At 63.8% G+C, this 25081-nt stretch carries 25 protein-coding genes; 6 read left to right on the top strand and 19 right to left on the bottom strand.

Annotated features, from left to right (window positions below):
- Positions 1-94: 94 nt before the first annotated feature.
- Positions 95-1579, top strand: coding sequence for an MFS transporter (locus CNX70_RS15375; RefSeq protein ID WP_279629356.1), 1485 nt, complete (start codon positions 95-97; stop codon positions 1577-1579).
- 4 nt (positions 1580-1583) lie between these two features.
- On the opposite strand, the gene CNX70_RS15370 is transcribed toward CNX70_RS15375, so the two are convergent.
- The 3 genes from CNX70_RS15370 to CNX70_RS15360 form a co-directional block, all read right to left on the bottom strand.
- Positions 1584-2636 carry an alpha/beta fold hydrolase gene (locus tag CNX70_RS15370; protein ID WP_096235398.1) on the bottom strand — a complete coding sequence of 351 codons (1053 nt, stop codon included), beginning with the start codon at positions 2634-2636 and terminating at the stop codon, positions 1584-1586.
- A gap of 29 nt (positions 2637-2665) precedes the next feature.
- Positions 2666-4129 carry an alpha/beta fold hydrolase gene (locus CNX70_RS15365; RefSeq protein ID WP_096235397.1) on the bottom strand — a complete coding sequence of 488 codons (1464 nt, stop codon included), beginning with the start codon at positions 4127-4129 and terminating at the stop codon, positions 2666-2668.
- 85 nt (positions 4130-4214) lie between these two features.
- Entirely contained in the window at positions 4215-6473 is a 2259-nt protein-coding gene (locus CNX70_RS15360) for a heavy metal translocating P-type ATPase (protein ID WP_096235396.1), read from the bottom strand.
- Between the two features lie 98 nt (positions 6474-6571).
- Between CNX70_RS15360 and cadR the strand changes: the two genes are divergently transcribed.
- The gene (gene cadR / locus CNX70_RS15355) at positions 6572-7003 is read left to right on the top strand and encodes a Cd(II)/Pb(II)-responsive transcriptional regulator (RefSeq protein WP_034787498.1); all 432 of its coding nucleotides are present in this window, start codon (positions 6572-6574) and stop codon (positions 7001-7003) included.
- 12 nt (positions 7004-7015) lie between these two features.
- Positions 7016-8059: a hypothetical protein gene (locus tag CNX70_RS15350; RefSeq protein WP_096235395.1), complete on the top strand. Its 1044-nt coding sequence runs from the start codon at positions 7016-7018 to the stop codon at positions 8057-8059.
- Here the strand turns inward: CNX70_RS15350 and CNX70_RS15345 are convergent.
- From CNX70_RS15345 to CNX70_RS15320, 6 genes are all read right to left on the bottom strand, one after another.
- A complete protein-coding gene (locus tag CNX70_RS15345) occupies positions 8056-9606 on the bottom strand; it encodes a methyl-accepting chemotaxis protein (RefSeq protein WP_244198809.1) in 1551 nt (516 codons plus the stop codon). The genes CNX70_RS15350 and CNX70_RS15345 overlap by 4 nt on opposite strands.
- Before the next feature lie 96 nt (positions 9607-9702).
- Positions 9703-10170, bottom strand: a complete 468-nt coding sequence (locus tag CNX70_RS15340) for a cache domain-containing protein (RefSeq protein WP_096235394.1) — start codon at positions 10168-10170, stop codon at positions 9703-9705.
- 442 nt (positions 10171-10612) lie between these two features.
- A complete protein-coding gene (locus CNX70_RS15335) occupies positions 10613-10993 on the bottom strand; it encodes a hypothetical protein (protein WP_096235393.1) in 381 nt (126 codons plus the stop codon).
- Positions 10994-11095: 102 nt separating this feature from the next.
- Positions 11096-11227 carry a DUF4142 domain-containing protein gene (locus CNX70_RS15330; protein ID WP_096235392.1) on the bottom strand — a complete coding sequence of 44 codons (132 nt, stop codon included), beginning with the start codon at positions 11225-11227 and terminating at the stop codon, positions 11096-11098.
- A gap of 76 nt (positions 11228-11303) precedes the next feature.
- Positions 11304-11954, bottom strand: a complete 651-nt coding sequence (locus tag CNX70_RS15325; protein ID WP_096235391.1) for an SMI1/KNR4 family protein — start codon at positions 11952-11954, stop codon at positions 11304-11306.
- Positions 11955-11957: 3 nt separating this feature from the next.
- Positions 11958-12350 (bottom strand): MerR family transcriptional regulator, encoded by a 393-nt coding sequence (locus CNX70_RS15320; protein ID WP_096235390.1) that lies wholly within the window; start codon positions 12348-12350, stop codon positions 11958-11960.
- A 71-nt stretch (positions 12351-12421) separates the two neighbouring features.
- On the opposite strand from CNX70_RS15320, the gene CNX70_RS15315 reads away from it, so the two are divergent.
- Positions 12422-13216, top strand: a complete 795-nt coding sequence (locus tag CNX70_RS15315) for an SDR family NAD(P)-dependent oxidoreductase (protein ID WP_096235389.1) — start codon at positions 12422-12424, stop codon at positions 13214-13216.
- A gap of 3 nt (positions 13217-13219) precedes the next feature.
- Here the strand turns inward: CNX70_RS15315 and CNX70_RS15310 are convergent, their stop codons facing one another.
- The 3 genes from CNX70_RS15310 to CNX70_RS15305 all read right to left on the bottom strand — a co-directional run bounded on the left by CNX70_RS15310 (position 13220) and on the right by CNX70_RS15305 (position 15745).
- Complete coding sequence (locus tag CNX70_RS15310; RefSeq protein WP_096235388.1) at positions 13220-14500, bottom strand: NRAMP family divalent metal transporter; 1281 nt, start codon at positions 14498-14500, stop codon at positions 13220-13222.
- Between the two features lie 3 nt (positions 14501-14503).
- Entirely contained in the window at positions 14504-14725 is a 222-nt protein-coding gene (locus tag CNX70_RS28235) for a hypothetical protein (RefSeq protein WP_157751037.1), read from the bottom strand.
- Positions 14726-14821: 96 nt separating this feature from the next.
- On the bottom strand, positions 14822-15745 hold the full coding sequence (locus CNX70_RS15305; RefSeq protein ID WP_096235387.1) for a LysR family transcriptional regulator: 924 nt from the start codon (positions 15743-15745) through the stop codon (positions 14822-14824).
- A gap of 101 nt (positions 15746-15846) precedes the next feature.
- Between CNX70_RS15305 and CNX70_RS15300 the strand changes: the two genes are divergently transcribed.
- Entirely contained in the window at positions 15847-17283 is a 1437-nt protein-coding gene (locus CNX70_RS15300) for an amidase (protein ID WP_096235386.1), read from the top strand.
- Between the two features lie 14 nt (positions 17284-17297).
- Here the strand turns inward: CNX70_RS15300 and CNX70_RS15295 are convergent, their stop codons facing one another.
- The 5 genes from CNX70_RS15295 to CNX70_RS15275 form a co-directional block, all read right to left on the bottom strand.
- Positions 17298-17720, bottom strand: coding sequence for a DUF2061 domain-containing protein (locus CNX70_RS15295; RefSeq protein ID WP_096235385.1), 423 nt, complete (start codon positions 17718-17720; stop codon positions 17298-17300).
- Positions 17721-17865: 145 nt separating this feature from the next.
- Positions 17866-18588 (bottom strand): DUF4386 family protein, encoded by a 723-nt coding sequence (locus CNX70_RS15290; protein ID WP_096235384.1) that lies wholly within the window; start codon positions 18586-18588, stop codon positions 17866-17868.
- A 166-nt stretch (positions 18589-18754) separates the two neighbouring features.
- Positions 18755-19552 (bottom strand): LytR/AlgR family response regulator transcription factor, encoded by a 798-nt coding sequence (locus CNX70_RS15285; protein ID WP_096235383.1) that lies wholly within the window; start codon positions 19550-19552, stop codon positions 18755-18757.
- A 10-nt stretch (positions 19553-19562) separates the two neighbouring features.
- Complete coding sequence (locus tag CNX70_RS15280) at positions 19563-20597, bottom strand: sensor histidine kinase (RefSeq protein ID WP_157751036.1); 1035 nt, start codon at positions 20595-20597, stop codon at positions 19563-19565.
- A gap of 196 nt (positions 20598-20793) precedes the next feature.
- The gene (locus tag CNX70_RS15275) at positions 20794-21195 is read right to left on the bottom strand and encodes a nuclear transport factor 2 family protein (RefSeq protein WP_096235381.1); all 402 of its coding nucleotides are present in this window, start codon (positions 21193-21195) and stop codon (positions 20794-20796) included.
- Positions 21196-21287: 92 nt separating this feature from the next.
- Here CNX70_RS15275 and CNX70_RS15270 point away from each other — a divergent pair, with 92 nt between their 5' ends.
- Positions 21288-21872, top strand: coding sequence for a TetR/AcrR family transcriptional regulator (locus CNX70_RS15270; RefSeq protein WP_096235380.1), 585 nt, complete (start codon positions 21288-21290; stop codon positions 21870-21872).
- 36 nt (positions 21873-21908) lie between these two features.
- Here CNX70_RS15270 and CNX70_RS15265 read toward each other — a convergent pair whose 3' ends face one another.
- Both CNX70_RS15265 and CNX70_RS15260 read right to left on the bottom strand, forming a co-directional pair.
- Positions 21909-23222 (bottom strand): chitinase, encoded by a 1314-nt coding sequence (locus CNX70_RS15265; RefSeq protein ID WP_244198808.1) that lies wholly within the window; start codon positions 23220-23222, stop codon positions 21909-21911.
- A gap of 261 nt (positions 23223-23483) precedes the next feature.
- Positions 23484-25043 carry a M28 family metallopeptidase gene (locus CNX70_RS15260; protein WP_096235379.1) on the bottom strand — a complete coding sequence of 520 codons (1560 nt, stop codon included), beginning with the start codon at positions 25041-25043 and terminating at the stop codon, positions 23484-23486.
- Between the last annotated feature and the right edge of the window lie 38 nt (positions 25044-25081).

Genomic DNA, 25081 nt, shown 5'->3' with positions numbered 1-25081 from the left:
AGCCTGGAACGTAAATATTTGCGCAGCACCCGCTTTATCCACACCGATAGTTGTTAAAAGCTACACTAAAATCCATGAGTTGTTTATGCATCCAATGAAAAAATGGCTGACGCTGGCCATCGTCTCCAGCGCCTTATTCCTGATCGTGGTCGACATGACCGTGCTCTACACCGCCTTGCCCGCGCTGACGCGCGACTTGCAGGCATCCTCTTCACAAAAACTGTGGATCATCAACGTCTACGCGCTGGTCGTCTCCGGCTTGCTGCCCGGCCTCGGCACCCTTGGTGACCGCTTGAGCCATAAACCCGTTTTCCTTGCCGGCCTGGCCGTGTTCGGCATCGCCTCGCTGTGCGCCGCGTTTTCGCCCGCGCCGGAATGGCTGATCTTTGCCCGCATCCTGCTGGCCATCGGCGCCGCCTTGATGATGCCGGCCACCTTGTCCATCATCCGCCTGACGTTTACCGATAACCGCGAGCGCTCGTTCGCCATCGGTGTGTGGGCGGCGATTGCCTCGGGCGGCGCCGCGTTTGGCCCTGTGCTCGGTGGTTTCCTGTTGGAACATTACTGGTGGGGTTCCGTCTTCCTGATCAACGTGCCCATCGTGTTGCTGACCCTGGTGCTGGCCGCCGTCGTCCTGCCGAAACGGGCCGGTAACCGCGACAAACCGTGGGACTTGAAGGGTTCCCTGCAAATCATGATGGGTCTGCTTGGTGGCGTGTATGCGATCAAGGAACTGGGCAAGTCGCAGCCCTCGTATGCACTGGCGGCCGCTTCGTTCGCCGTGGGCGCCTTCTTCATGCTCAAATTCGTGCGCCGCCAGAAGCGCCAAGCCAAACCGCTGATCGACTTCGCCCTGTTCCGCGAACTGCCGTTTTCCAGCGCCGTGGCTGCCGCCATGGTGGCCTCGGCCGCTTTGATCGGCATGGAACTGGCACTGAGCCAGCACATGCAGCTGGTGCGGGAATTGTCGCCGCTGGAGGCGGGCTTGCTGCTGCTGCCGCTGCCCCTGGCGTCCGTGTTTGCGGGTCCGTTGACGGGTTTCATGCTGCCGCGCGCCGACAAGGCCAAGGTATTGTGGGGTTCGCTACTGCTGTCCGGTATCGGCATGGCATCGTACTTGGTGCTGCATGACGCCGCCGTTTCGGCCCAAGTGGCCAGCCTGGTGATCCTGGGCCTGGGCCTGGGCGCCGTCATGACGGCTGCGTCGAGCGCCGTGATGCTCAACGTGGCGCCGCAGCAAGCCGGCATGGCTGCCTCGATCGAGGAAGTGTCGTACGAGCTGGGCGCCGTCATCGGCGTCACGGTGCTGGGCACCATCATGTCGGCGGTCTACAGCGCCACCCTGGTGATCCCGGAAAGCGCGGGCCTGTTGCCGAATGCCCATGACACGCTCGATGCGGCGCTACTGGCCGCCGAGCAATTGCCGGTCGAACTGGGCTTGCAAGTGTCGGAACTGGCCCGTTCGGCCTTCGACAAGGCGTTTATTGTCGTGCTGGCCACAGCGTCGGGCATTTTGATGGTCTCGGCCATGGCGATTCGCCACTTGCACCTGCGGGCGCGCAGGGCGATCTCGGTTTAATGGATCAGCGCAACAGCTGCGGCGCCACCTTGTCGCGCAAGACCGTCCATTGGGCGTCGTGCACGGCCTGGTTGGGGTCGTGTCCGGCGCGTTTCACCAAGGTAAAACTCTTGTACGGCGCCGAGATGCTGTCGAAATACCTGCGCGCGATGACGGGCGAGGTCAGCAAGTCCGCTTCGCCCATGATGAAAAACACGGGCAAGGCAAAGCGCGTGCCCAGCGCGGGCAGGTCGACCTTGGCGAACATGCCGTCGCCGCGCAAGCCGATGAACTGGATGTACGAATAGTCATCGGCTGCCTCGGCATCGGCCAGCGCTTGCGGCGTGGCGTAGAACGGCGCCGGCTGCCACCAGTGCCTGGGCGGCGCATCCGTTGCCAATCCCTCATATTTGCGGTCGAAACGGCGCAAAATGCCGAAGTTGCGCGGGTCCGTCCACGGCGGCGCACCGAGCGCCGTCAGCTTGTCCACCGTACTGGTATCGCCGGCCGCCTGCGCCAGCGCCATCACCTCCCGGTACATGCCGCTCTCATTGTCCCGCGCATTGACCACCTGCGCCGTACCGACATACGCGTGGAACAGGTCGGGGCGCGCCTTGGCCATGTGCACGCCCAGAATCGATCCCCAGGAACTGCCCATCAAAATGACTTTTTGCTGGCCCAGATGCTGCTCGATATAGCGGGCCACGGCGATGCCGTCGTCGCGCATCTGTTCCACCGTCAAGGGCACATCGTCCGTCGGACGCTGTTTTGCATACGTCATGCCCGCGCCGCGCTGGTCCCATTGCACCAACGTATAGTGGCGTTCCCAGCCGGCATAGATGGCTTCCGCATACGGACTCAAGGCATTGCCCGGACCGCCATGGATGAACAGGATCACGGGATTGCCGCAGGCCGCGCCAGTGAGCGTGATCCATTGTCCGATGCCGTTGATGGGCACGTAACCTTGTTCGCGCACCGGCTGCGCGGGCGAGGCGCAGATGGAAGGGACGTCGGGCGGCGCCGCCTGCGCCACGCCGAAACAAGATAACAGCAGCAATGCCAGGCTTGTGATGCGCATATCGTCCTCTTGTAACTAGTGGGTGGAAACTACAGCGTACAATCCTGCGCCGCCTTGCCGGCAATAAAGCGGGCGCTGGCCTGTTCAAAGCAGGCGGGCGCCGTCCATAAAATGAAATGCGGGGCGTTGTGTACGGTCGACAGGGCCACCTTGCCGGCCTTGCTCTGCGTCAAAGCCTGCACTTGCGCCTGCGCGCCTGCGTACGGCGTCTTCGCGTCCAGGGTTCCCTGCAGCACCAGCATCGGCGGCACTTTCGCCGGCAAAGCACCGAAATAGACGTCGCGCGCGTAGGTGGGCAAGCCGCCGCCCAGCAGGATGCGGGGCAGGGGACTGGTAAACAGCAAGTCCGCCTCTTCGCGGTCGAGATCAAAGGCGGTCCAGCCAGGGCGCAAGGATGGCTGCAGATTGTTTTCCGAATTGCTGATGATGCTGACCAGCGGTATCGACAGCGGCGACTGGGGATAACTGCCCAGGCTGGCCTCCGCCTGCGTCAAGGTGGCGCGCACGGCCGCCAGCTCGCCATCCTTGCCCTGGTCCAGCTCCTGCAGCAGATACGCGATGCGGGCGCGCGCGGCCGGCACGTCGAGCATGCCACCGAGGAAGTTTTTCAGGTTCTTGCCCGGAATCTTCGCCAGCAGGGCGGGATCCGCTTGCATTTTCTCCAGCACGCGCCGGTACAGCGTTTCGGCTGGCTCGCCCAGTGCCGCGTGGCAAGCCGGGTCCGCATCGCAGTTGGCCAGCACCTGCATGCCGACCTGGTTGACCACCTGCGAGCGCTGGCTCAAGTCCCAGCGCGCATCCGTTTGCGGCGGCACCAGCGAGTCGAGGATGACGCTCTTGACGGGCAGCGGCCCCAGCTGCAAGGTGCGCAAGACCAGCTGCGTGCCGTACGACACACTGTATACATACACTGGCGGCTTGGTGTGCTTGTGCCCCGTGCTCCGTTCGCCTTCGATCAAGGCTTTCAAGTCGTGCGCGGCCATCGTGATGGAAAACTGCGCCACGTATTCCGGCATCAGATTGATGCCCGTCAAGCAGCTGGCCCATTCGGCGCCGGCCAGCGCGCGGCCGCCCGGGCTTTGTTCGGATTCCTCCACCTTGCACAGACGCGACGAATGGCCCGTACCGCGATGGTCGGGGATGAGGAATTCAAAGCCGGGAAAGCTGCGGCGCAAGGTGGGCAGCAGGCTGTAGAACGAGGCGCCCGATTCGCCGGGACCGCCCGCCACCAGCCACAGGGTACCCTTGGCGGGCTTGCCTGCAGGCACATCGGCGGCAAACTTGCGCACGAAGACGTGCATGGCATCCGCGTCGCTGATGGCGCGGCCCTGGGCATCGTAGCTGCCGGGCACGTTCAAGCCCGAGCACAGGCTGCCGGGAGCGGCCGTATCGGAGCAGGGCGTGAAAAACATCGGTTCGGCGTGCAGGGAGGTGCCAGCCATAAGGGGAGCAAGCACGGTGGCCAGCAGGGTCAGGCGGGGCAGGAAGGTCATCGGCTACTTTGGCGGCGGTGGGGATCAGCCGCCAAAGTAGCGTTTTTTACAGCAATTGTCCAGATGGAAATATTTCTGCGCGGGACTATGCTTGCTTGTTATTGCGCAACAAGCGCAGCCCGTTGGCCACCACCAGCAAGCTGGCGCCCACGTCGGCGAACACGGCCATCCACAGAGTCGCCGTGCCGGCCAGGGCCAGGCCGAAGAAGACGGCCTTGATGCCGATGGCAAAGCTGATGTTTTGCACGAGGATGCTGCGCGTGCGCTGGCTCAAACTGATGAATTCGGGCAACTTGCCCAACTCATCATCCATCAAGGCCACGTCCGCCGTTTCGATGGCCGTGTCGCTGCCGGCCGCGCCCATGGCAAAGCCGATGTCCGCCTGCGCCAGGGCCGGGGCGTCGTTGACGCCGTCACCCAGCATGGCCACCACGCCGAACTGCTGCTGCAAGGCCTTGATTTCATCGAGCTTGTTTTCCGGCAGCAATTCCGCCTTGACCAGGCTGACGCCCACCTCGGCCGCGATGCGCTGCGCCGTCAGCAAATTGTCTCCCGTCAACATCACGGTGGTCACGCCCAGCGCATTCAATCTGGCGATGGCCGCCGCTGCCGTGGGGCGCAGCACGTCGGCCACGGCGATCACGCCCAGCGCGCCGGCCGGGGTGGCCAGCACCATGGCCGTGTACGCTTGCTGTTCCAGCCGCGCCAGGATGGCTTGCAGCTCCGGCGTCAAGAGCTTCAATTCCGTCATCAGACGCGCATTGCCCAGGTAATACGTCTGGCCGGCCATATCGCCTTGCACGCCGCGTCCATGCAGGGCGGCAAACTGGGTCACGGGCAGGTGGCTGCCGGCGGGTGGACCCGCCTTGACGATGGCGGCAGCCAGCGGGTGGGCGGAGTTCGCGTCCAGGCTGGCGGCCAGCAGCAGGATGGCGTCGCGGTCGCTGCCTGCCAAGGCCACCACGTCCGTGACGGCCGGTTTTCCCATGGTCAGGGTCCCCGTCTTGTCGACGGCGATGGCCTTGATGCGGTAGCCCGTTTCCAGGAATTGCCCGCCTTTGACCAGGATGCCGCGCCGCGCGGCCGCCGTCAGGCCGCTGACCACCGTCACCGGCGTGGAAATGACCAGCGCGCAGGGGCAGGCGATCACCAGCATCACCAGCGCCTTGTAGACCCAGGCCATGAAGGGCTGGCCCAGCAGCAAAGGCGGCAGCACGGCCACCAGGATGGCAAACACCACCACGGCGGGCGTGTAGTAGCGGGCAAAATTGTCGACAAAGCGCTGCGTGGGCGCCTGCTTGCCCTGGGTTTCCTCGATCACCTTGACGATTTTTGCCAGCGTGCTGTTGCCGCTGTTGGCCGTCACGGTGACGTCGAGCAAGCCCCGTTCATTGATGGTGCCCGCATACACGACGTCGCCCACGGCCTTGTCCACCGGCATGCTTTCGCCCGTGATCGGCGCCTGGTTGACGGACGATGCGCCGCTTTGCACGATGCCGTCGAGCGCGATGCGCTCGCCCGGTTTCACGCGCATCAGCGTGCCGATGGCCACCGTGGCGACGGGTACTGGCTGCCAGGCGCCGCTGGCATCGGCGACCGTCGCCGTGTCGGGCGCCAGCTGCATCAGGCTGTGCACGGCGTTGCGCGCCCGGTTCAGCGACAAGCCTTCGATCAGCTCGGCAATGGCGAACAGGAAGATGACCATGGCCGCTTCCGGCCACTGGCCGATGGCGATGGCGCCGAAAACCGCCAGGCTCATCAGGAAGTTGATGTTCAAGGTGAACGTTTTCAGGGCGATCCAGCCCTTTTTCAGGGTCGGCCAGCCGCCCGTGGCGATCGACAGCAGGGCCAGGGCGATGACGAGGGGCGAACTGTCTTCGTGTGTGGTCCACGCCAGCGCCTCGGCGCCTGCAGCGGCCAGGCCGGACACCACCAGCAAGCCTTTTTGCAGGCTGCTCAGACTGCCTTCGTTCGGATCGCGCGCGACGACCGCGTCCGCCTGCATGGGAATCGCCTGCATGCCGATGCCGTGCAGGGCCGCTTCCACCGTGGCCAGTGTCGGCAGGGTGTGATGCACGTCGAGCACGCGGTTCATCAGGTTGAAATCGAGGCCCACCACACCCGCCATATTGGCCAGCTTGTTGCGGATCAGGCGTTCTTCCGTGGGGCAATCCATGTTGGCGATGCGGTATTTGGCCGTGCTCGCGCCGGCTATGGGGGCGCTGGGCAGGGCTGGCGCGGTATCGCCAGCAGGGGTGGCGTGGCTGTGTGAACAGCAGCCGCCGTGACTGGGCTTGGCGTCTTGTGCATGGTCATGCGCGTGGTTATGGCTATCGTGTGGCATCGCATCATCCTTCTGGATTGGTGTATGCTTCCATTAGAAACCCTGTAGCCGCTACAGGGTCAAGCGGAATTTGCACGAAAGAATGAAAAGGGGATGCCATGCGTATCGGAGAACTGGCTAAACGGACAGATTGTGATGTGGAAACCGTGCGTTACTATGAAAAGGCGGGCTTGCTGCAGGAACCGGGCCGCAACAGCGCTGGCTACCGCGAATACCGCGAAGAACACCAGGAACGGCTGCAATTCATCCGCCATTGCCGCTCGCTGCAGATCGGCTTGACCGATATCCGCGCCTTGCTGGAATTTAAGAACAACCCGGCCGAAGGCTGCCAAAGCGTCAATGAGTTGCTCGACCACCATATCTTGCGCATCGCCGAGCAAATGGCAAACTTGCAAACCTTGCAGCAGCAACTGGTGACCCTGCGCCACCAGTGTGACCAGCCGCAGCCGTCGCAAGACTGCGCGATTTTGCAAAACCTGTCCGAGGCGGCCAGCGGCCACGACTGCGCCTGCCATACCGAACTTCATTGAACCGATTGCTACATGCTGAAACTGTTGCCTAAAAAAACTTTACTGACTTTATCCCTGCTGTCGCCGCTGGGCCATGCGGCCGATGCGCCTGCCACCGCCGGCCACTACCTGACCCTGTACGCCGTACCCGGCGTGCCGCAAGACGATGACCCCTACACATGGAGCACGGCTGGCGGCAAGCAACTGACCAAGGGCGTGACCAAGGCGGACGGCCGCGCTTATCTCAAGGCAGAAGAGGGCGTCGATACGTATGTCCTGGAAACGATCAGCATGCGCTGGACGTTCTCGGTACCGGCTCGCTGCTGGCAAGAAGCGCCTGCCGCCTTCCAGTCATGCCTGAAACTCAAGCAAAGCACCAGCCAATACGATATCCGACAGGATGCGGAAAAACTGGCCAGAGAGAAAGATCAGCAGGCTCAGGCGGTAGCCTACGAGCTGGCGGTCCGGGCCAACGACGATGCGCTGGCCTGGCTGGGCAAATTGCCGCCGCAGTGGTCCATGCAGGAACACGCCAGGCGCCTGCTGTCCATCGGCGACAAGATCGAGCGGCATATCGCCAGCGGCTTGCGGCAAGGCGGCCCCGATGCGCGCCAGTTTGTCTGCAAGGCGCCCACGGCCTACGGCGCATTGCCGCAGCAGCAAGCCGTGCTGGCCTATCAGTTGCAGCCGCAGCCCGTGCTGCACGCCGGTGCCGTCTGGGACCAGCTGCTTGCCGCTGCCGCGCAGGGCAACTGGATGGCGCGCCTGGAAGTGTATTACGCGCTGGCGGAGCGCAAGGTGAGCGAACTGAGCTATGTGGAGCAGGCGCGCCTGGTGCAATTGATGCAATGGCTGCAGCAGCGTGAAATTGCCGGCCTGTACAGCTTTTTCAGCGCCCGTACCATCGGCGATGGCGCCACGCAAGACCGGGTGGCACGCCTGGCCGCCATGCAGGGAAGCGCTATCGACCAGAGCGTCGTGGGGACGCTGCTGCAGGATGAGGACGATCCGGCACTGGTGGCGGCAGGCAAGCGCATGCTCGACTGCGCGGCAGCGGCCATGCAGGCACCGCGCTAGCGCGGCAACAGCGGCGGGCCGCCGTCGCCCAGGCGGAAGGCGTCGACCACACGCAATAAATCATGCGCCTGGTCTTGCATGCTTTGCGCGGCGGCGGCCGATTGCTCGACCAGGGCGGCATTGCGCTGGGTCAATTCGTCCATTTCCGTGATGGCATTGTTGACTTCCTCGATGCCCTTGCTCTGGCGCTGGCTGGCCGCCGTGATGTCGTTCATGATTTCCGTCACTTGCTTGACGGAGGCGACAATATCGCCCATGGTGCGCCCAGCGCTGTCGGCCAGCTCGCTGCCCGTTTCTATCCGGGCCACGGAATCCTCGATCAGCTGCTTGATTTCGCGCGCCGCCGTGGCCGAGCGCTGTGCCAGGCCCCGCACTTCGGTGGCGACGACGGCAAAGCCGCGTCCCTGTTCGCCCGCGCGTGCCGCTTCCACAGCCGCGTTCAAGGCAAGAATATTGGTCTGGAAGGCAATGCCGTCGATAACGGCGATGATATCGACGATGCGCCCGGAACTGGCCTTGATCGAGCCCATCGTTTCGACCACCTGGCCCACCACGCGGCCGCCTTCCAGCGCCACGTTCGAGGTCGACAGCACCATCTGGTTGGCCTGGTGCGCATGGCTGGCGTTTTCGCGCACGGTATCGGTCAAGGCATGCATGGACGTTGCCGTTTCCTGCAAGGAATGGGCTTGCGACTCCGTGCGGGCCGACAAGTCCGCATTGCCGAGCGCAATTTCACTCGCTTCCACCGTGATGGTGGAGCCGGCCTGGCGTATCTCGCCCAATAAAGTATTCCAGTTTTTCACCACGGTGGCCAGCGCCCGCGACAGCTTGCCCACCTCGTCGTCGCCACGGGCATCGATGCGCATGGTCAGGTCGCCGGCGGCCAGGCTTTCGGCGGCGCGGCACGCTTCGTCGATGGGCCCCACCACGGAACGGGCCACCCAGGTGGCGATCAGGGCCAGCAAGGCAAAACCGATGGCCATGGTGCCCAGCGACAGCCAGCCGGCGCGCTGGCCCGCATTTTTTGTTTCCTGCAACGCGTCAGCGGTGCGATTGTCGAGGTTGAGCAGTACCTGGCGCAGCTGCCCGCGCACTTGCTGGTAGTGTCCGGCGGCATTTTGCATCGCCGCCACGCCCGTATTTGGGTCCATCGAGGCCAGGTCCAGCGCCTGCGCCACGCTGGCCCGGTAGCGTTCGACGCCGGGCAGGGCCTGGGCCGCTTCCGTGGCGGCACCCGAGAATTTCTTGAGTTCCGTCAACCCTTGTGCGATGGCGTTCAGCTGGCCATCCGTTTGCGCGCCGAATTGCTTGAACTGCTCGTCCGTCAGGCTGGCGGCGATGGCAATCTTCGCATACACGTCGGCATGCACCTGGCCCAGGGCAATAGCTTGCTGGCTAGCAAGCCGCTCGGCTGTCAGGGTGACATCTTTCAGCTCGCGCATGCGCTGCTCGTTCTGCTGCATGGCGAAGTAGGACATGGCCCCCATGGCCAGCAGGCAAGCCAGCGCGACCACCGGGACGATCAACATCTTCTGTGCGATTTTCATTGGAGCCCATGTCATTGAGAAATTCGTTGAGAAGTTCGTTGAGAGATTCGTTGAGAGATCTGTGTGCCATCCCGGCGCTGGCGGCGCGGCGACTGGCTACAGGTAGATGCCGCCGCAGACGACGGTCTCGGCCAGCTTTTCGCAATACATTACCTTCGGCTCGATCTTCTTGGTTTCCGGATTCGTGAATTTGTATTCCTGCCAGAACGTGCCCTTGCTCTTGGCCAGATCGACGCGCTCCTTGACGAAGGCCTTGCCGTCGATATCCTTCAATTCGATCAAGTTCTTGCCCACCATTTTCGGGTTGGCGCCATGCGCGACCACCGTGCCGTCGAGCTTGTAGACGACCAGGTACAGGTCATGCAGGATGAATTGCGGCGACTTGGCCGTGATCTCGCCATACGCCTTGGCATCGCCGGCGCTCTTGATATAGGACACGCCTTTCTTGACCATGGCTTCGGCATCGGGGCGCGTGGCGCCGCCTTCGGCCGCGCTGGCGATGGATGGCAGGGTGGCGGCGGCAAGCATGAGCGACAGGCAAATGGCAGGGGCGAACTTGGACATGAAAATCTCCTTCACATTGCGGCAGGGAAAGCCGGCAGAGAACCGGTACGGTGGGGGAAGTGCTGTTGATTCATAGTAGCGCGATGCCAGCACACATGCACTGGTGCAACAAATATTTTTTTAAAACGGGCGTTTTTGCAACGCCGCGTGCAAATTGCAAAAATGCAGTCTTCAAAGAGGAGACGGTGCTAATAACTATCGAAACGATAGTCTGGCATCCACACTGCGTTACCAGCCGGATGGGTCTTCCGCAGCCGCGCGCGCCAGGTCGGCGGCCCAATCCTGCTGCGTCAGCTGGTAGATATCGGCAAAGAAGGCGCGCGGGTCGGCCATTTCATCGCACCTGAGGGGCAGCGCATCGCTCCTGTCGGGGTCATATCGCATATCGCCCCAGGGGCTGCGCAGGCTTGATGGCGCAGGTTTCGGCATCACGACTCGCGGATCACGCGCATTCGGACAAGGTCCAGCCTTCGTAGCCCATGTCGGTCGGGTAGATGGCGCGGTTCTTGCCCCAGCGGGCATGGTCGAGGATGCCGTCTTCATGCATGTCCAGCACCCATTCCGTGCTTTCCAGCAAGGAGCCATCCTTGTGGTACACGCGGAAGAAGCTGGAAGTGCTGAGGGCGCGCACGATATTGTGCGGCACGCCGTTGCCGTAGTGCGGCACATAGGTCTTGATCACGCACGTGCGCTGGTCGTTCCATTGCTGCGCGTACACGGTGGCGTTGCGGGCGGCCGCCACCTTGATGAAGAGCCAGCCTGCCAGCAGGATGAGGAACAGGAGGGCGGCGGCGATCAGGCCGGTTTTCTTGAGTAGCTGCATGAGGTCATGGCATGGCCGAAACGAAGTTGCCGCATTGTATGTCAAGAGCGGAAATGCTTGCCGTACGGCACGTACAGCAAGCATTTCCCCGCGTATGGTGGTCTATTTCGCCAATGCCGCTTGCAGCGCGTTCGCCATGTCCAGATGATGTTGCAACGCTGGCAAGGTTTTCGTGGCAAAAGCCTTGATGTCGGGATCGCTGGCTTTCTGGCTGGCGTCCGTAAACAGTTTCACGGCCTCCTAGCTGATGGTAATATTAAGCCCCCAGCCTGCGCACACCCATAGGACAGGCACGATGATTCCCGTAGGACTAGTCCTGTTCGTTAGCGCACAGTTCGACTTGTTTCAGCGCAAATAGGGCGGCGATGCCCGCATCGCGGCGCCAGGCGGGCATGCCGATATCGAGCCATTCTTCCATCGCGTCCAGGTGCGAGGGTTCCGAGACGCTGTGTTCGAGTTCGTCGAGCACCGTGTCGCGGTCGATATACAGGCTGTCCAGCCAGGCATCGAAGGAGGGCGCCAGTTCGATGAAACCGTGGGCGCGCTTGCCCGTCCACTCCGGCAACTCCTGTACATAGGCGAGCACGCGGCCGCCGCCGTCTTCCGTCATGTCCAGATAGACCATGGAATTTCCGCCATCGCGGGCGAACGGCAGGATGCGCGCCGGCATGTCCGTATGCTTGCGCGCGGCGCGGATCTCGCCGACCAGGGTTTCATCGCAGAAATCGCCCTCGTCGGCGCTGAAGAAGGTGTTGAAACCCATTTTTTCCACGCCGCCATTACCGTCCGGCACATCCGTGGTGTAGTCGAACCAGGCGCCGTTGGCCACTTGCAGGAAAGCCAGGAAGGCGGGCGGCAACGGTGCTTCCAGCAAGGTTTCGATGGCGGCGATTTGCTGCGCAGTGGGGGCAGGCTTGGCGCCCTCAAGCGCCAGATGGCGGTATTGCGTGTAATAAGTCATTGATTATCCTTGTAAATTTCTTGCGACCGCGACGCCATCCTCGCAGCCCGTCTCCACCTTCGCCAGCGCGTCGACCAGACCGGCCCGGAGTACCGCCATCGAGCGGGCCTTGTCGTCGATCTGGGCGATTTTCGTTTCCAGCATGACCCGCTTGGTGGCCGCATCGAGCGCGTTTTCCTGCCAGACAGCAATGACTTCGGCGATTTCCTTCAAGGTAAAGCCCAGCGCCTTGGCATGGCTGATCAGCTCGATCCGGCGCAAGGCTTGTGCCGAGTACTCTTTATAGTTGTTCGTCATGCCCGGCTTCGGCGCTTCGTCCAGCAGCCCCTGGCGCTCGTAGAAACGCACCGTGTCTTTGCTGACGCCCGTCAGACGGGTGATTTCTCCGATGCGCATATTTTTTCTATTGACCGTGGACTAAAGACCACAGTTTACAGTGAATTTCTCTTCACTACGATTCAATTGCCATGACCGCCTTCAACTATACCAATCAAACCGTGCTGATCACGGGCGCCTCGTCCGGCATCGGCCGCGTCTTTGCGGAAACCCTGGCCGCGCGCGGCGCGCATTTGCTGCTGCTGGCTCGTTCCGGCGCCGTGCTCGACAGCCTGGCCAGGGAACTTTCCCAGCGCCACGGCATCCGCGCGCACGCGCTGGTCGCCGACCTCAGCCTGCCCGCAGCCGCTGCACAAGCCCATGCACAGGCCTGCGCGCTGGGCATGCCGCCAGATGTGCTGATCAATAACGCAGGGTTCGCCACACATGGCAGGTTCGAGACCATCCCGCTCGCGCGCCAGGCGGCCGAAGTGACCGTCAATTGCACGGCCTTGATGGAGCTGACGCACTGCGCCTTGCCGCACATGCTGGCCCAAGGGCGGGGCGCCATCATCAACGTGGCGTCCACGGCGGCCCTGCAGCCCGATCCCTACATGGCGATTTACGGCGCCAGCAAAGCTTTCGTGCTGTCGTTCTCCGAAGCGCTGTGGGCGGAAAACCGCAGCCGTGGCGTGCGCGTGCTGGCCCTGTGCCCGGGTGCCACGGAAACAGCCTTTTTTGACGTGGTGGCCGCGCCCGAAGCGGCCGTGGGCAAGCGCATGGCGCCGCAAGTGGTTGTGGATGAAGCGCTGCTGGCGCTGGACCGGGGCCGCAGCAGCCACGTGGCGGGCCGGCCGAACCGCCTGCTGGCCTGGCTGCCGCGCTTGTTGCCGCGCCAGACCGTGCTGGGCATCGTGGAAGGCATGCTCAAGCCGAAGGCGGCGTAGGCATCAGAACGCCATGCTGGCAAACATGGCCAGCACGGCCGTCCCCATGACGAGGGTCGACAGCCAGCCCAGCGCCCGCAGGCGGCGCGAAATGGTCAAGCTGCCCATGATGGCGGGACGCGACGCCATCAGCATCATCAGGGCCATGATGGGCACGGAAATGACGCCATTGATGACGGCGCTCCAGTACAGGGCCTTGATGGGGTCGAGCGGCGAAAAGCACAGGGCGGCGCCGATCACGGTGGCCGTGACAATGATGCCGTAGAACTTCTTGGCGGCCTTGGGTGCCAGTTCCAGGCTGTTTTTCCAGTGGAAGGCGCCAGCCATGGCGTAGGCAGCCGAGCCGGCCAGCACAGGAATGGCCAGCAAGCCCGTGCCGATGATGCCCAGGCTGAACAGGGCAAAGGCGAACTCGCCCGCGATGGGACGCAAGGCGGACGCGGCCTGGGCGGACGTGTCGATATGCGTGATGCCTTGCGCGCCCAGGGTCACGGCCGTGGTCAGCATGATGAAGAAGGCCACCAGGTTGGAAAAGCCCATGCCGATGGCCGTGTCCATCTTGATGCGCTGGAATTGCCGGGGCGCCTGCTCGGGCGTGCGACGCAAGGCTTGCGCATTGGAATCGGCCTGCAAGTCTTCCACTTCCTGCGATGCTTGCCAGAAAAATAAATACGGGCTGATGGTGGTGCCAAACACGGCCACGATCATGGTCACCGAGGCGGCCGACCAGGCGAACTGGGGCCAGACGGTGCGCAGCGCCACTTCGCCCCACGGAATGTGCACGGTCAGCACGGTGGCGACATAGGCCAGCAAGCCCAGGGTCAGCCATTTCAGGATGCGCACGTACTGTTGATACGGTATGAAGACTTGCAGCAGCAGGGACAGCAGACCGAAGCCCACGGCGTACACATGGGTGGGACCGCCGATGATGAGGGTCAAGGCATCGCCCATGGCGGCCACGTCGGCGGCAATATTGATGACATTGGCCAGCAGCAGCAAGCCGACGATGGCATACAGCAAGGAACGGGGGTAGTGGCGGCGGATATTCGTCGCCAGCCCATGGCCGCTGACCCTGCCAATCTTGGCGCTGATGACCTGGATGCCCAGCATCAGGGGAAACGTCAGGCAGACGGTCCACAGCATGCCGAAGCCGAACTGGGCGCCCGCCTGCGAATACGTGGCGATGCCGCTGGGGTCGTCGTCGGCCGCGCCCGTGATCAGGCCCGGCCCCAGCTTGCCCAGCCAGGTATCGGATGGGTCCGCGCGGCCGCTGTCAACATGCATGCGTCACTCCTGTGTGGTGGAGCGAGCAGCGTAGCACAGGCGTGCGACATATTTGCCGCGTTTGATCAGTTCGGCCGACGCCGTGGGCATGTTGGCGGGCGCGGCCCAGGCGCTGGTACAGAAGGCCAGCATACCGAGCAGCATAGCGGCAAGCCGGCTAAACATCGAGGGGGACGAAGCAGGAGGGCGGCGCGAACCGCGATGCAGAATGGAAATGGCGTTCATGGTGACCCTTTATTATTGGGGCCAAGCTTACGCCTTCGTCACCACGGCGAAAATTTGGAGTTTCTTTCGAGAAACTAGGTAATCTTCCCTAGTGTTTTACACTGAAAAATCGTGTAAGCCAGCCTGCAAGCTGGCCATGATGCGCTCGCGCAGCCAGCGGTGCGCCGCGTCCAGGTGCATGCGTTCGTGCCAGACCATGGCCATTTCGTAGTCGGGCAAGGTGACGGGCGGCTCCCATGTGCGCAGCGCGCCCAGCGCATTCTTCAGCAGGCGCGACGGCAGCAGGGCCACCATGTCGGATGCGGCGAGCAAGGGCGGGACGATGAGGAAATGCGGTACGGACAGCACCACCTTGCGGGTGCGCCCCAGCTGCTGCAGCGCCGTATCGACGTTGCTGCGGAAACCGCCGCCGTTCGGCGAGACGACGATGAATTCCAGCGCACAGAACTGGTCGAGGTCTGGCTGTGCCTGCAGCAGCGGGTGGTCGCGCCGGCCCGCCAGCACGTAGTGCTCGGTGAACAGGGTGCGGTGGCGCAAGCCAGGCGGCGCTTCTTCCTGCGCCAAAAAGCCCAGGTCGACCTGGCCGCTTTCCAGCTCGTGCGCCATGCGCGCCGGCACGGCTTCGAACACGGCCATGCGCGACAGGGGCGCCTGCACGCGCAAGTCAGGCAGCATAGGTAGCAAGATCGCATACTCGGTGGCATCGGCCGCTGCCAGGTTCCAGCGCACTTCGGCCGTGGCCGGATCGAAGGCCGATTCCGGCTGCAAGACTTGCTCCAGCTGGGCCAGCACGGCTTGCAAGGGTGCAAACAGCGCCAACGCGCGCGCCGTGGGCAGCATGCCGCGCGGACCGGGCAAGAGCAGCGGATCGTCGAAGGCCGTGCGCAGCTTGCCCAATTGCACGCTGACGGAAGGCTGGCTCAGGTGCAGCCGCGCCGCCGCCCGCGTGACGTTGCGTTCAATCAACAGCGCGTTCAGGGTCAGCAGCAGGTTCAAGTCCAGCTTGTGCAAATTGTTCATGGCTATACCTCGTATATCAACTATTCATTTCTACTATGATAGCGCAAGCCCTACAGTTGTTCCTGTGATCCTCACTCTTCATCTTTTACAGGAGCTAACTGATGCAACTCCATGAATATACAAGCTTTGATGGCTTGGGACTGGCCCAGCTGCTGCGCACTGGCGCCGTTTCCGCCGCCGAATTGCATGACGCCGCCTTGCGCGCCTGCGCCGCCGTCAACCCGCAGATCAATGCCGTGGTCGAGCTGTGGCCGGCCGATTTTTCCACCCTGGACCATACGGCGCCGTTTGCCGGCGTACCGTTTTTGATCAAGGACGTGGCCGTCACCATGGCGGGCCAGCGCAGCGAAGCGGGCAGCCGCCTGGGCGCCGGCCATGTCGCTACGCTCGATTCCCACCTGATGACACAGTTCCGCGCCGCCGGGCTGACAAGCGTCGGCCGCACCAGCACGCCGGAAATGGCCTTTGCCACCACCACGGAACCCGTTTTATATGGCGCCACGCGCAACCCGTGGAACGTCAGCTTGAGCGCGGGCGGCTCCAGCGGCGGCGCGGCGGCGGCCGTGGCGGCCGGCATCGTACCCCTGGCGCATGCGACGGACGCGGCCGGTTCCATCCGCGTGCCAGCCGCCTCGACGGGCCTGTTCGGCTTGAAACCGAGCCGGGGCCGGGTCTCGAATGGCCCCCCCATGGACGAAATCTTCAGCGGCCTGGGCGTACAACTGGGCCTGAGCCGCACGGTGCGCGACAGCGCCGCCTTGCTCGACTGCGTGCAGGGCGTGATGGCAGGTGAACCGTATGTGACGCAGGCGCCCACGTCCACCTGGCTGTCGCAGGTGGACGTGGCGCCGGGCAAGCTGCGTATCGGCGTGCAACGCATGGCTTCCAATGGGGCCCATCCCGTGCCTGCGGTCGATATCGCCCTGCAAGATACCGTGCGCCTGCTGGAAAGCCTGGGCCACCACGTGGAAGAAGTAGCACCCGCGCTGGGCGTGTCGTGGAACGCGTTCGTGCACGCGAATGCCCGCATCTGGTGCGCCAACCTGGTGCCGTGGATAGCTGCCCTGGCGCAGGAAAGCGGGCGCGCCGTGTCGCTCGACACCCTGGAACCGGCCACCCTGGCCTGCTACCAGTACGGGCAGACGGTGTCGGCCGTCGATTTCGTCGCCGCCCTCGACGTGCGCAATACGGTCACGCGCCACGCCGCCGCCTTGTTTGGGCAGTACGACGTCTTGCTGACGCCCACCATGCCGGATGTACCATGGCAACTGGGGCGCTATGGAAAAGACGAGGCACAGCTTGATGGGCTGGGCTGGACGGCGCGCCTGTTCGAGCACTCGCCGTACACGCCGCTGGCCAACGTGGCGGGCTTGCCGGCCATGTCCGTACCGTTGGCCATGTCGAATGAAGGGTTGCCGATCGGCATGCAGTTCATGGCGGGCTATGCTCAGGATGGCGTGCTGCTGCGCCTGGCGGGCCAGCTGGAGCGGGCGGCGCCATGGCTTCCAAGGCGGCCGCCCGTGTGGGCAGGTAATTAAGAAGAGGAGGAGGACTACAGCGCGGCGAGGCGGGCCGCGCCCCGGTTTTCCAGGCGAAATCGGAATTTTTCCCACAGTCGGTCGTGGAAGGGCAGGACGATCACGTTGCAGATCGGCTCCACCACGGCCAGCAAGCCACCGAAGGCCATGGAACCCGTGGCCCAGTACATGACACTGAACGCCACGCCCATGTGCAAGGCCGTCTGGCTCAGCTTTTCGCCGGCCAGGGCGGCAAAGCCCACGCGGCTGGCGGCGTAGCGGCGGCGGATCGCGTGCCAGGCTTTTTCATGCCATGGCAGCAAGCCCACATTGATGATCGGTTCGATGATGGCGGCCAAGCCGCCGAGCGCGAGCGACCCCGTCAGCAAATAGGCGAGGCCGAAGGCAATCGACATGTGCGTGCAGACCTGGCTGAATGTTTTGATGGCGGTGAACAAGGGAGGCTCCTTTCTGTTGAATTCGCTTATCCTTGATTTAGATAGTAACGATTCTCATTTACAAAAGGAAGTAAAATATTTCAACTGAATCAATAGATGCAGACTATTAATAGCCTGCATCTCATTGCTTCTGCCGCGATGACGGTTAATCAGCCGCCGGCAGGCCCCGCAGCAAGAGCCACAGGCCGGTCAGCGGGTACACCAGGCCCAGCGGAATCAGCAAGGCGTGCATCACGTCCAGGCCAAACAGTTCGCGCGCGACGGCAATCCACTGCAGCACGCCGGCCAGCATGCCAGCCAGGGCCAGCAGGCGCGGGATCGCCCGGGCGCGGTACAGCAGCAGATACATCAGGGTCACGCCGAGACCGCCCAGCAGTTTGTCCGGAAAGTGCACGCCGTTGCGCAGCCCCGCCAGCAGGGCACGCGCCGGCTCATAGGCATTGCCGTCGGCGCCGGAAGCGAGGAAGGCGACGCTCAGGCTGCGCATGGCCAGCAGCAGCGTGCCTTCGAACAGGCTCGTTGCCAGCGCCGCCGCCACCAGCGCCACGTAGCAACGGCTCAGCAGGGGGTGTTGCTCGCCATACAGGCCACGCAAGGCTGCCGCGATGGCCAGCCCGAGCAGGGCCGTGAGCAGCCCGAGCATGACGATCAGCCCCACCTGTAGCGGCATGCCGGCCGCCCGCAAGAGGAAGCCCGGCGCGGCAAATACTTGCTCCTGCAGCCAGAAATTCGACCAGATGCCCAGGCCGAAAATGCACAGCAAGCCCAGTCCCAGCCACCGCCCCAGCGGGACGGCGGCGCCATGCTGCAGCGGCGAGGTGAACAGGGGAGCGGCTTGCCGCGTGGCGGCGGAGATTGTTTGGTTCATCGATACACCTTTGTCGGAGTGGGATCAAGCCTGCCGAGGCAGGACCAGCCAGCGCAGTGTCGGCACACGGGCGCGCCGCGGCAAGGCCGATCCGACGCGTCACGCGCCCAGGGGGCCAAACTGCGCCCATGCACGATGAGTGACGCGGCCCTGTCGCGCCCGGGGACTATTCCGCCTTGAACAGGTGGAGGAAGGAGCGGCTGACCGGCAGCACTTCCGGCCGGTGCTTCAAGGTCACTTCGGCTGTCTCGTGCGCGCCGCGCACGACCTGGCGAATGGCATGCAGGTTGACCACCACGGCCCGGTGGATTTGCTGGAACTGCTGTGGATCGAGCTGCACCAGCAATTCCTTGAGGGAATTGCGCAGCAGCGCTTCGGCGGGCTTGCCGCCGTCGCGCCAGGCAACCAGCGTGTACTTGTCGTCGGACTTCAGGTAATCGACATCATCGACCGGTATCAGCCGCACGGCCGGGCCCACGCTGGCGCGCAGCCAGCGCAGCGCAGCTGGCGCTGGTTGCGGCGCAGGTGTCGGCGTGGCCTGCAGGTACGCCGCCAGTTGCCGCAACAGCGTCTCGCTGGCCGCGCCGGGCTGGATGGCCGCAAGGCGTTCGCGCAAGCGCGTCACGGTACTGGCCAGGCGGGCCAATTGCACCGGCTTGACCAGGTAGTCGAGCGCGCCCTGTTCGAAGGCCCGCACCGCGTACTGGTCGTAGGCGGTGACAAAGACCAGGTGGGCGCGGCGGCCGATCTGGCTGGCCACGTCGACGCCGGACAGGCCCGGCATGTGCACGTCGAGGAAGCAGACCGCCGGCTGGTGCAGCTCGAACAGCGCGAGCGCCTCCGGTCCGTTGCGCGCTTCGGCCACGACCAGCAGCTCCGGCCAGCACTCGGCCAGCTGGCGCCGCAGGCTGGCGCGCAGCAAGGGTTCATCGTCGGCAATCAGGGCGGTCAGTATCATGGCCATGCGGGGCATTCTATGGAAACACGGAAACCGTGGGGGCCAGTTCGCTGATGCGCAAGGCCGCTTCGCCGCCAAACATCAGCGCCAGGCGCTCGCGCAGGCTGCCAAGTCCCGTGCCCAGGCCGGGGCTGCCCGCTTGCAGGCCAGCTCCGGTATCGCTGACCTCGATATGGCAGCGGCCATTCGCCTCGGTAATGAGCACATCGATGCGCCCGCCATCCATGCAGGGATCGATGCCATGGCGCACCGCGTTCTCGACCAGGGTCATCAGGGTCATGGGCGGGCACTGCAGTCTTTCGCAGCCGGGCGCGACGTCTATGCCGAACTGCAGGCGGTCAGGCATGCGCATCTGCATCAGCACCAGATAGGCGCGCACCATTTCCAGTTCCTGTTCCAGGCGGGTGGCCGCTTCGCTCAGGCGCGGCACGGCGGCCCGCAGATACGTGACCAGATGCGCCAGGACGGGCGCCGCATGGCTGGACCCCGCATCGAGCAGGGCTTGCAGGCTGGCCAGCGTATTGAACAGGAAATGCGGCTGGACCTGGGCCTGCAACAGCCACACGCGCGCATCGCGGGCCTGGCGTTCCAGCTCACCGCGCCTGCGCTCGGCTTCGCGCACGCGGGCGTCGCGCTGGCGCAGCAGCGCGGCCATCGCCGTCCATGGGCCGAGCAACAGTCCCAGGAAAGCGAGAGATACATAGCTCTGCAACCGCTCCGGCACCTGCCAGAACGGCGGTGCACCGGGCTTGGTATTGAACAGATACAGGCTGGCTAGGGTCAGCATGATCGCCAGCGCCACGCCCACCACCTGCAACACCCAGCGGGGCAGCCTGCCGGGCAAGCGGCGCGGCCAGCGCTCGAACAGGCCATACGCCAGCAGCGCTGCCAGCGCTGGCAGGAAGACCGCCATGGCCAGGTACCCTAACGGGTCTTCCCATGAAAGGGTAAACAGGGCGAATTCGAATAGCGCAGCCAGCCCGGCCACGCACAAGCGTCGCGCGGACAGGCAGGTTCGCAGGCCATCGATAGCGGAGCGCAGTGTGAACATGAATGTGACGGCCCCAGGAATTGCCATAAGAGCAGCAGAATAGGGCAAAGCCACGCGACCCGCAATAGCGGCAGGCATGAAGCACGCTTTCCCTGGCACCAGCGACGCCCTGCGGGGCCGGGCCGCGATGGCGCCACGAGCGCCGCGCAAGTCCGGGCAGGCCCGGAGCGGCTGGATGATGCCGCATTTGCACAGGTCAGCGGATTGCCGTTGCCTGCGACCAGACGGCTTGCCAGCACCCATCGCGCCATTCGTAACTATCCATATGCCAGTAGCGGGCGCGCGGCACGGCGTGGCCACCAAAGACGATTTCCAGCTGCGCCGAGTAACGCAGGATGGCGGCCGTGCCGTACAGGCGCACGCTGATCGCTTCCGGCTCCCAGCTCACATAGCGCATGTGGCCGGAGGCGATGGCGCCCAGGTATTCTTCCCGCGACAGCATGCTGCCGATGGGCGTGATCAGCTGGAAGTCGTCGGCGTGCAGGGCGCGCGCTGCCTGTGTATCGGCGGCCACGAGGGCGCGCAAACGGCTGCGTTCCGTGTGGCGCAGCAGGTCCATCTGCTGTTCTTCAGTCAGTGCAGCATTGAAATCGGTCATGGCGGTCCTGTTTGAGTAAGTTATTGACACTTTGACGTTTTTTGTCCAAAAGTCATGTTGACACTATATATCCATAGTGTCAACATGCCAGCATGTCACTCCACACCCTGAAAACCCAACGGATACTCGATGCGGCGCTGGCCGTGTTTTGCCGTTACGGCTACCGCAAGACCTCCATGCTCGACATCGCGCAGGCGGCCGATATGTCGCGCGCCGCGCTGTACCTGCACTTCAAGAACAAGGAAGACGTGTTTCGCGCCGGCTCCGAACGGGCGCATGCCAGCGTGATGGCGCAAGTGGCGGCGGCGCTGGCCGAACCCGGCCCCGTCTTCACGCGCATCGAAACGGCGCTGCTGGCCTTCCAGCAAGGCTTGATGGCGGAAATTTCAGCCAGCGCCCACGGGCAGGAGTTGTTCGACGCCAACATGACCCTGGCCGCCGACATCACCTTGAGCGCGCGGGCAAGCTTGGTGGCGTCATTGGCCGGCGCGCTGGAACAGGCCGAAGCGGCGGGCGATATCGCGCTGCGGCGGGTGGACGCGACTGCCGCGCAAGTGGCCGCCCTGCTGGTGGCCAGCATGGATGGCATCAAGCACACGCAAGGGGGAGGGGAGGCGTTGCGCCAGGGCATAGCGCTGCAGATGCGCGTGCTGGGCGCGGCGCTGCTGCGCATGTGAGCATCGCGGCTCCCATGCGCAGTCGGACCAAGGCGGCTACGGCAAGGTCTTCAGCACATTCTTGGTCGGCACGGAGAAATTATAGTTGTCGTGGCGGTCCCAGTTGATCGACCACGTCATCACGCCGCGGAAGTCCGGATACGCCTGCAGCGGCTTGATGCTGCCGCAATTGAGCAGGCGCGTCAGGCAATTCAGGGCGTTGCTGACGTCGGCATTCGTCGTAAAACCCGAGCCGGCCGAGCTGCGGCCCGATGGCACGCCGAAGCCCACCTGGTCCGGACGCAGGCCGGCAAAGGTATTGCCGCCATAGTTAAATCCCTCGATCAGCATGCGCGCCGTGGCCACCAGCTGGTCGGCCGAACCCGCCTTGATAGCGCCCGTGGCATACGGCGTGTAGATGTCGCCGTTGTTGTAGTACTGCGGGTGCAGCACCGTCAGCTCGGAACGCAAGGCATTGATGATGGGAATGTAGGCGCCCCAGATGCTGCCGTAGCTCGTGTATCCCCCCTCCACGTACACCCATTCCGGCGCCATCGACAGATAAAAGCTGCTGCCGACCTTGGTTTTCAGGTTTTTCACGGCGATCGGCAGATAGGTCTGAATGGCCGCGCCTTGCGCCACGCCGTTTTCCAGGTCGAGGTCGATGCCGTCGAAGCCATATTTGGTGATGATGGCGTACAGGCTGTTCGTGAAATTTGTTGCTTCGGCCGTGTTGCCGACGGACACGGAACCGTTTTGCCCGCCCAGCGACAGGATGACTTTCTTGCCCTTGGCCCGCTTGGCGGCCACATCGGCGATGAACTGCGCTTCCGTGCCCGCGCCCGGATCGATGGTCAGGCTGACATTGCCGCCGCCCGCGTTGTCGCCGAACGAGACGACGATCACATCCCAGTCGTCGCTGACCTGGCTGATCGGATACGTGGCGCCGCTGGGATTGGTGAAGTTGTGCCAGTAGCCGATCAGCGCGTGCTTCGCCAGGCCGGTCGGGGTCGGGGTCGGGGTAGGAGTGGGTGTCGGCGTCGGGGTGGGAGTCGGCGTAGGAGTTGGGGTAGGCGTGGGTGTCGGCGTGCCACAGTCTCCCACCACCGTCCAGGGCTGGCCGCTGCCGGCACCGCCGCTGCTGGTCGCTGGATTATTACCTTGTGTCCACCAATTAGCCGTGTAATTGACGTTGTTGTAGCTGGCCTGGCCGCCGCCGTTGTAGGCGGTGCCACTGCTCCACGGCGTGTAGCAGGCCACCGCTGTGGTCGCACCGGCCAGCAGCTGGCTTGTGCTGGCGTTGGCTCCGTCGCTGCCGCCGCCGCAGGCGGCCAGGGTCCCGCCGAAGAGGGTAATGATGAGGCTATTCATGACTGTCCGGTGCATCGCATCTCCTTGTGTGTTTTTATCTTGGCCGGGCGGCTGGACACCGTCCGATTTTTCAGAGTGCAAGCATTGCAGGTGGTAGTCAACTGGTTTTATTCTTTGCGCAAGATCACAATACCAGTCGCAGCCTTGTCCCAGAGGATGGGCGATGCGGGCCATACCAGTGGCTGTTTTCCAGTGCGCTGGTATGGTGTACGGAAGAGCGCCGGGAGCAGGGCGGGGAAGGGCGGAGTACTCTCGCGACGGCTACGGCGCTGTTTCCTTGCGCAAATCGGCATACGGTACGCGCGACAGATCCAGCAGCATCTGCGTCAAGGCCACCGTTTCGCGCTGCATCAGCTGGTAGTCCAGGCGGGTCACGGTGCTGACGCCATAGTTGAGCAGATAGGCTGGGGCCGAGAAGTAGTGAAGCGTGGGGATGCGCTGCGCATCGGGGAAATGCGCGCCTGCACCCGGCAAGGCGGCAATCTTCGGCCTGCCGTCATGCCAAAGATTGCTGGGCGACAGCACAAACGCGGGCGCCGCATCGGCGTGCTTCAGCATCGCATACGCGGCAGCCGTCAGGGCCGGCGTGCGCGGCGCAAACAGGGCGGCAGGCTCAAATCTGCCCGTAGGGCCTAAATAACCGTTGCTGTCTGGCAGCCATTCCAGCGCACCCAGGTGCTCGATGGTCAGCATCGCACCGATGCGCTGCGTTAATCCATCGTCGTTGTGGTGGTCAATAAACTGCTCGATGCCCACGTCGCCCGCGAGATGGCCACTCGACAGCAACAGCATGATGCTGCGTGGCAGGCTGTCCCGCGGCAGGCGCGCCAGGTACTGGGCCATGTCGACGATGGCGTTCGGCCCATTATCTGCCAGCGCGTTCGGGCCATCCGTGTGGCTGTGAAGCACCATCAATTCCTCGGATTTACCGGGAATAATGCCCACCAGATTGCGCGTCTGCACCTGCCGCACGGTGGCATCCATGGTCAGCCTCAAGGCTGGCGCCGTGCCCGCCTGCACGCGGTCGCGCAGGCGCTGGCCCCGGTCGCGGTCGACAAACACGCCAGGCAGCTGGCGCACCTGGCCTTCGTAGGGCGCATACAGGCCATACGCCGTGGATGCCGGTGCGTCAAGAATGACGATCACGCCCGCCGCACCGGCCGCCTGCAGGCTGTCCAGCAAGGCGATAAACGGCCCCAGCATCTGGAACGGGCGCGCATATGGCGTCTCTGGCGCCATGGCGTGGTCGGGATCGTGCACGTGCACAGCTCTGTCGTGGAATACCCGGCCCGCCCACGCCACTTTCGGCATCTCGACAAGCACCAGTTTGCCCGCCAGGCTGGCATCGGGCTCGCTGCCGGGCGCCAGGTACACCAGGGGCGCGACGAGGCCGGACGGCGGCGTGACGCCCGAGTACGGAATGTAACCGGCCGCAGCGAGTATGCCAGGCCGTTCGCCATCGATCACTTCCAGATTCCAGTGTCCCGGTTCCACCGACCATTGCCGGAAGCTGACAGGCTCGAAGCGCATCTGTTTGACACCAGCGCGCACCAAGCGTTCACGCAGGACGTCGATATACGCTTCATGCCGGGGTGATCCCGTGGCGCGCAGGTGGCGCTGGTCCAGGTCGAGTTGCCAGTCGACCAGCTGCTTCCTGGACAAAAACTGCGTGGCGTCGACCGTCACGGCAGCGTTTGCAGGCAGGGCGCGCGCAGGCCATGGGCCGGGCTTGCTGGCACAGGCGGACAAGGCGGTCGCGAGGGCCAGCGCGGCGCCCGCGCGCAGCAGATAGCGCGAAATATCTTGATACTTTACCTTCATAATTGCCTGTAAACCCTTGATTTCATATTTGTATTTCA

The organism is Janthinobacterium svalbardense, assembly GCF_002327145.1.
GTDB lineage: Bacteria > Pseudomonadota > Gammaproteobacteria > Burkholderiales > Burkholderiaceae_D > Janthinobacterium > Janthinobacterium tructae.
Note: the sequence above shows the minus strand (reverse complement) of the source record. Positions and strands in the feature narration are given on the sequence as shown.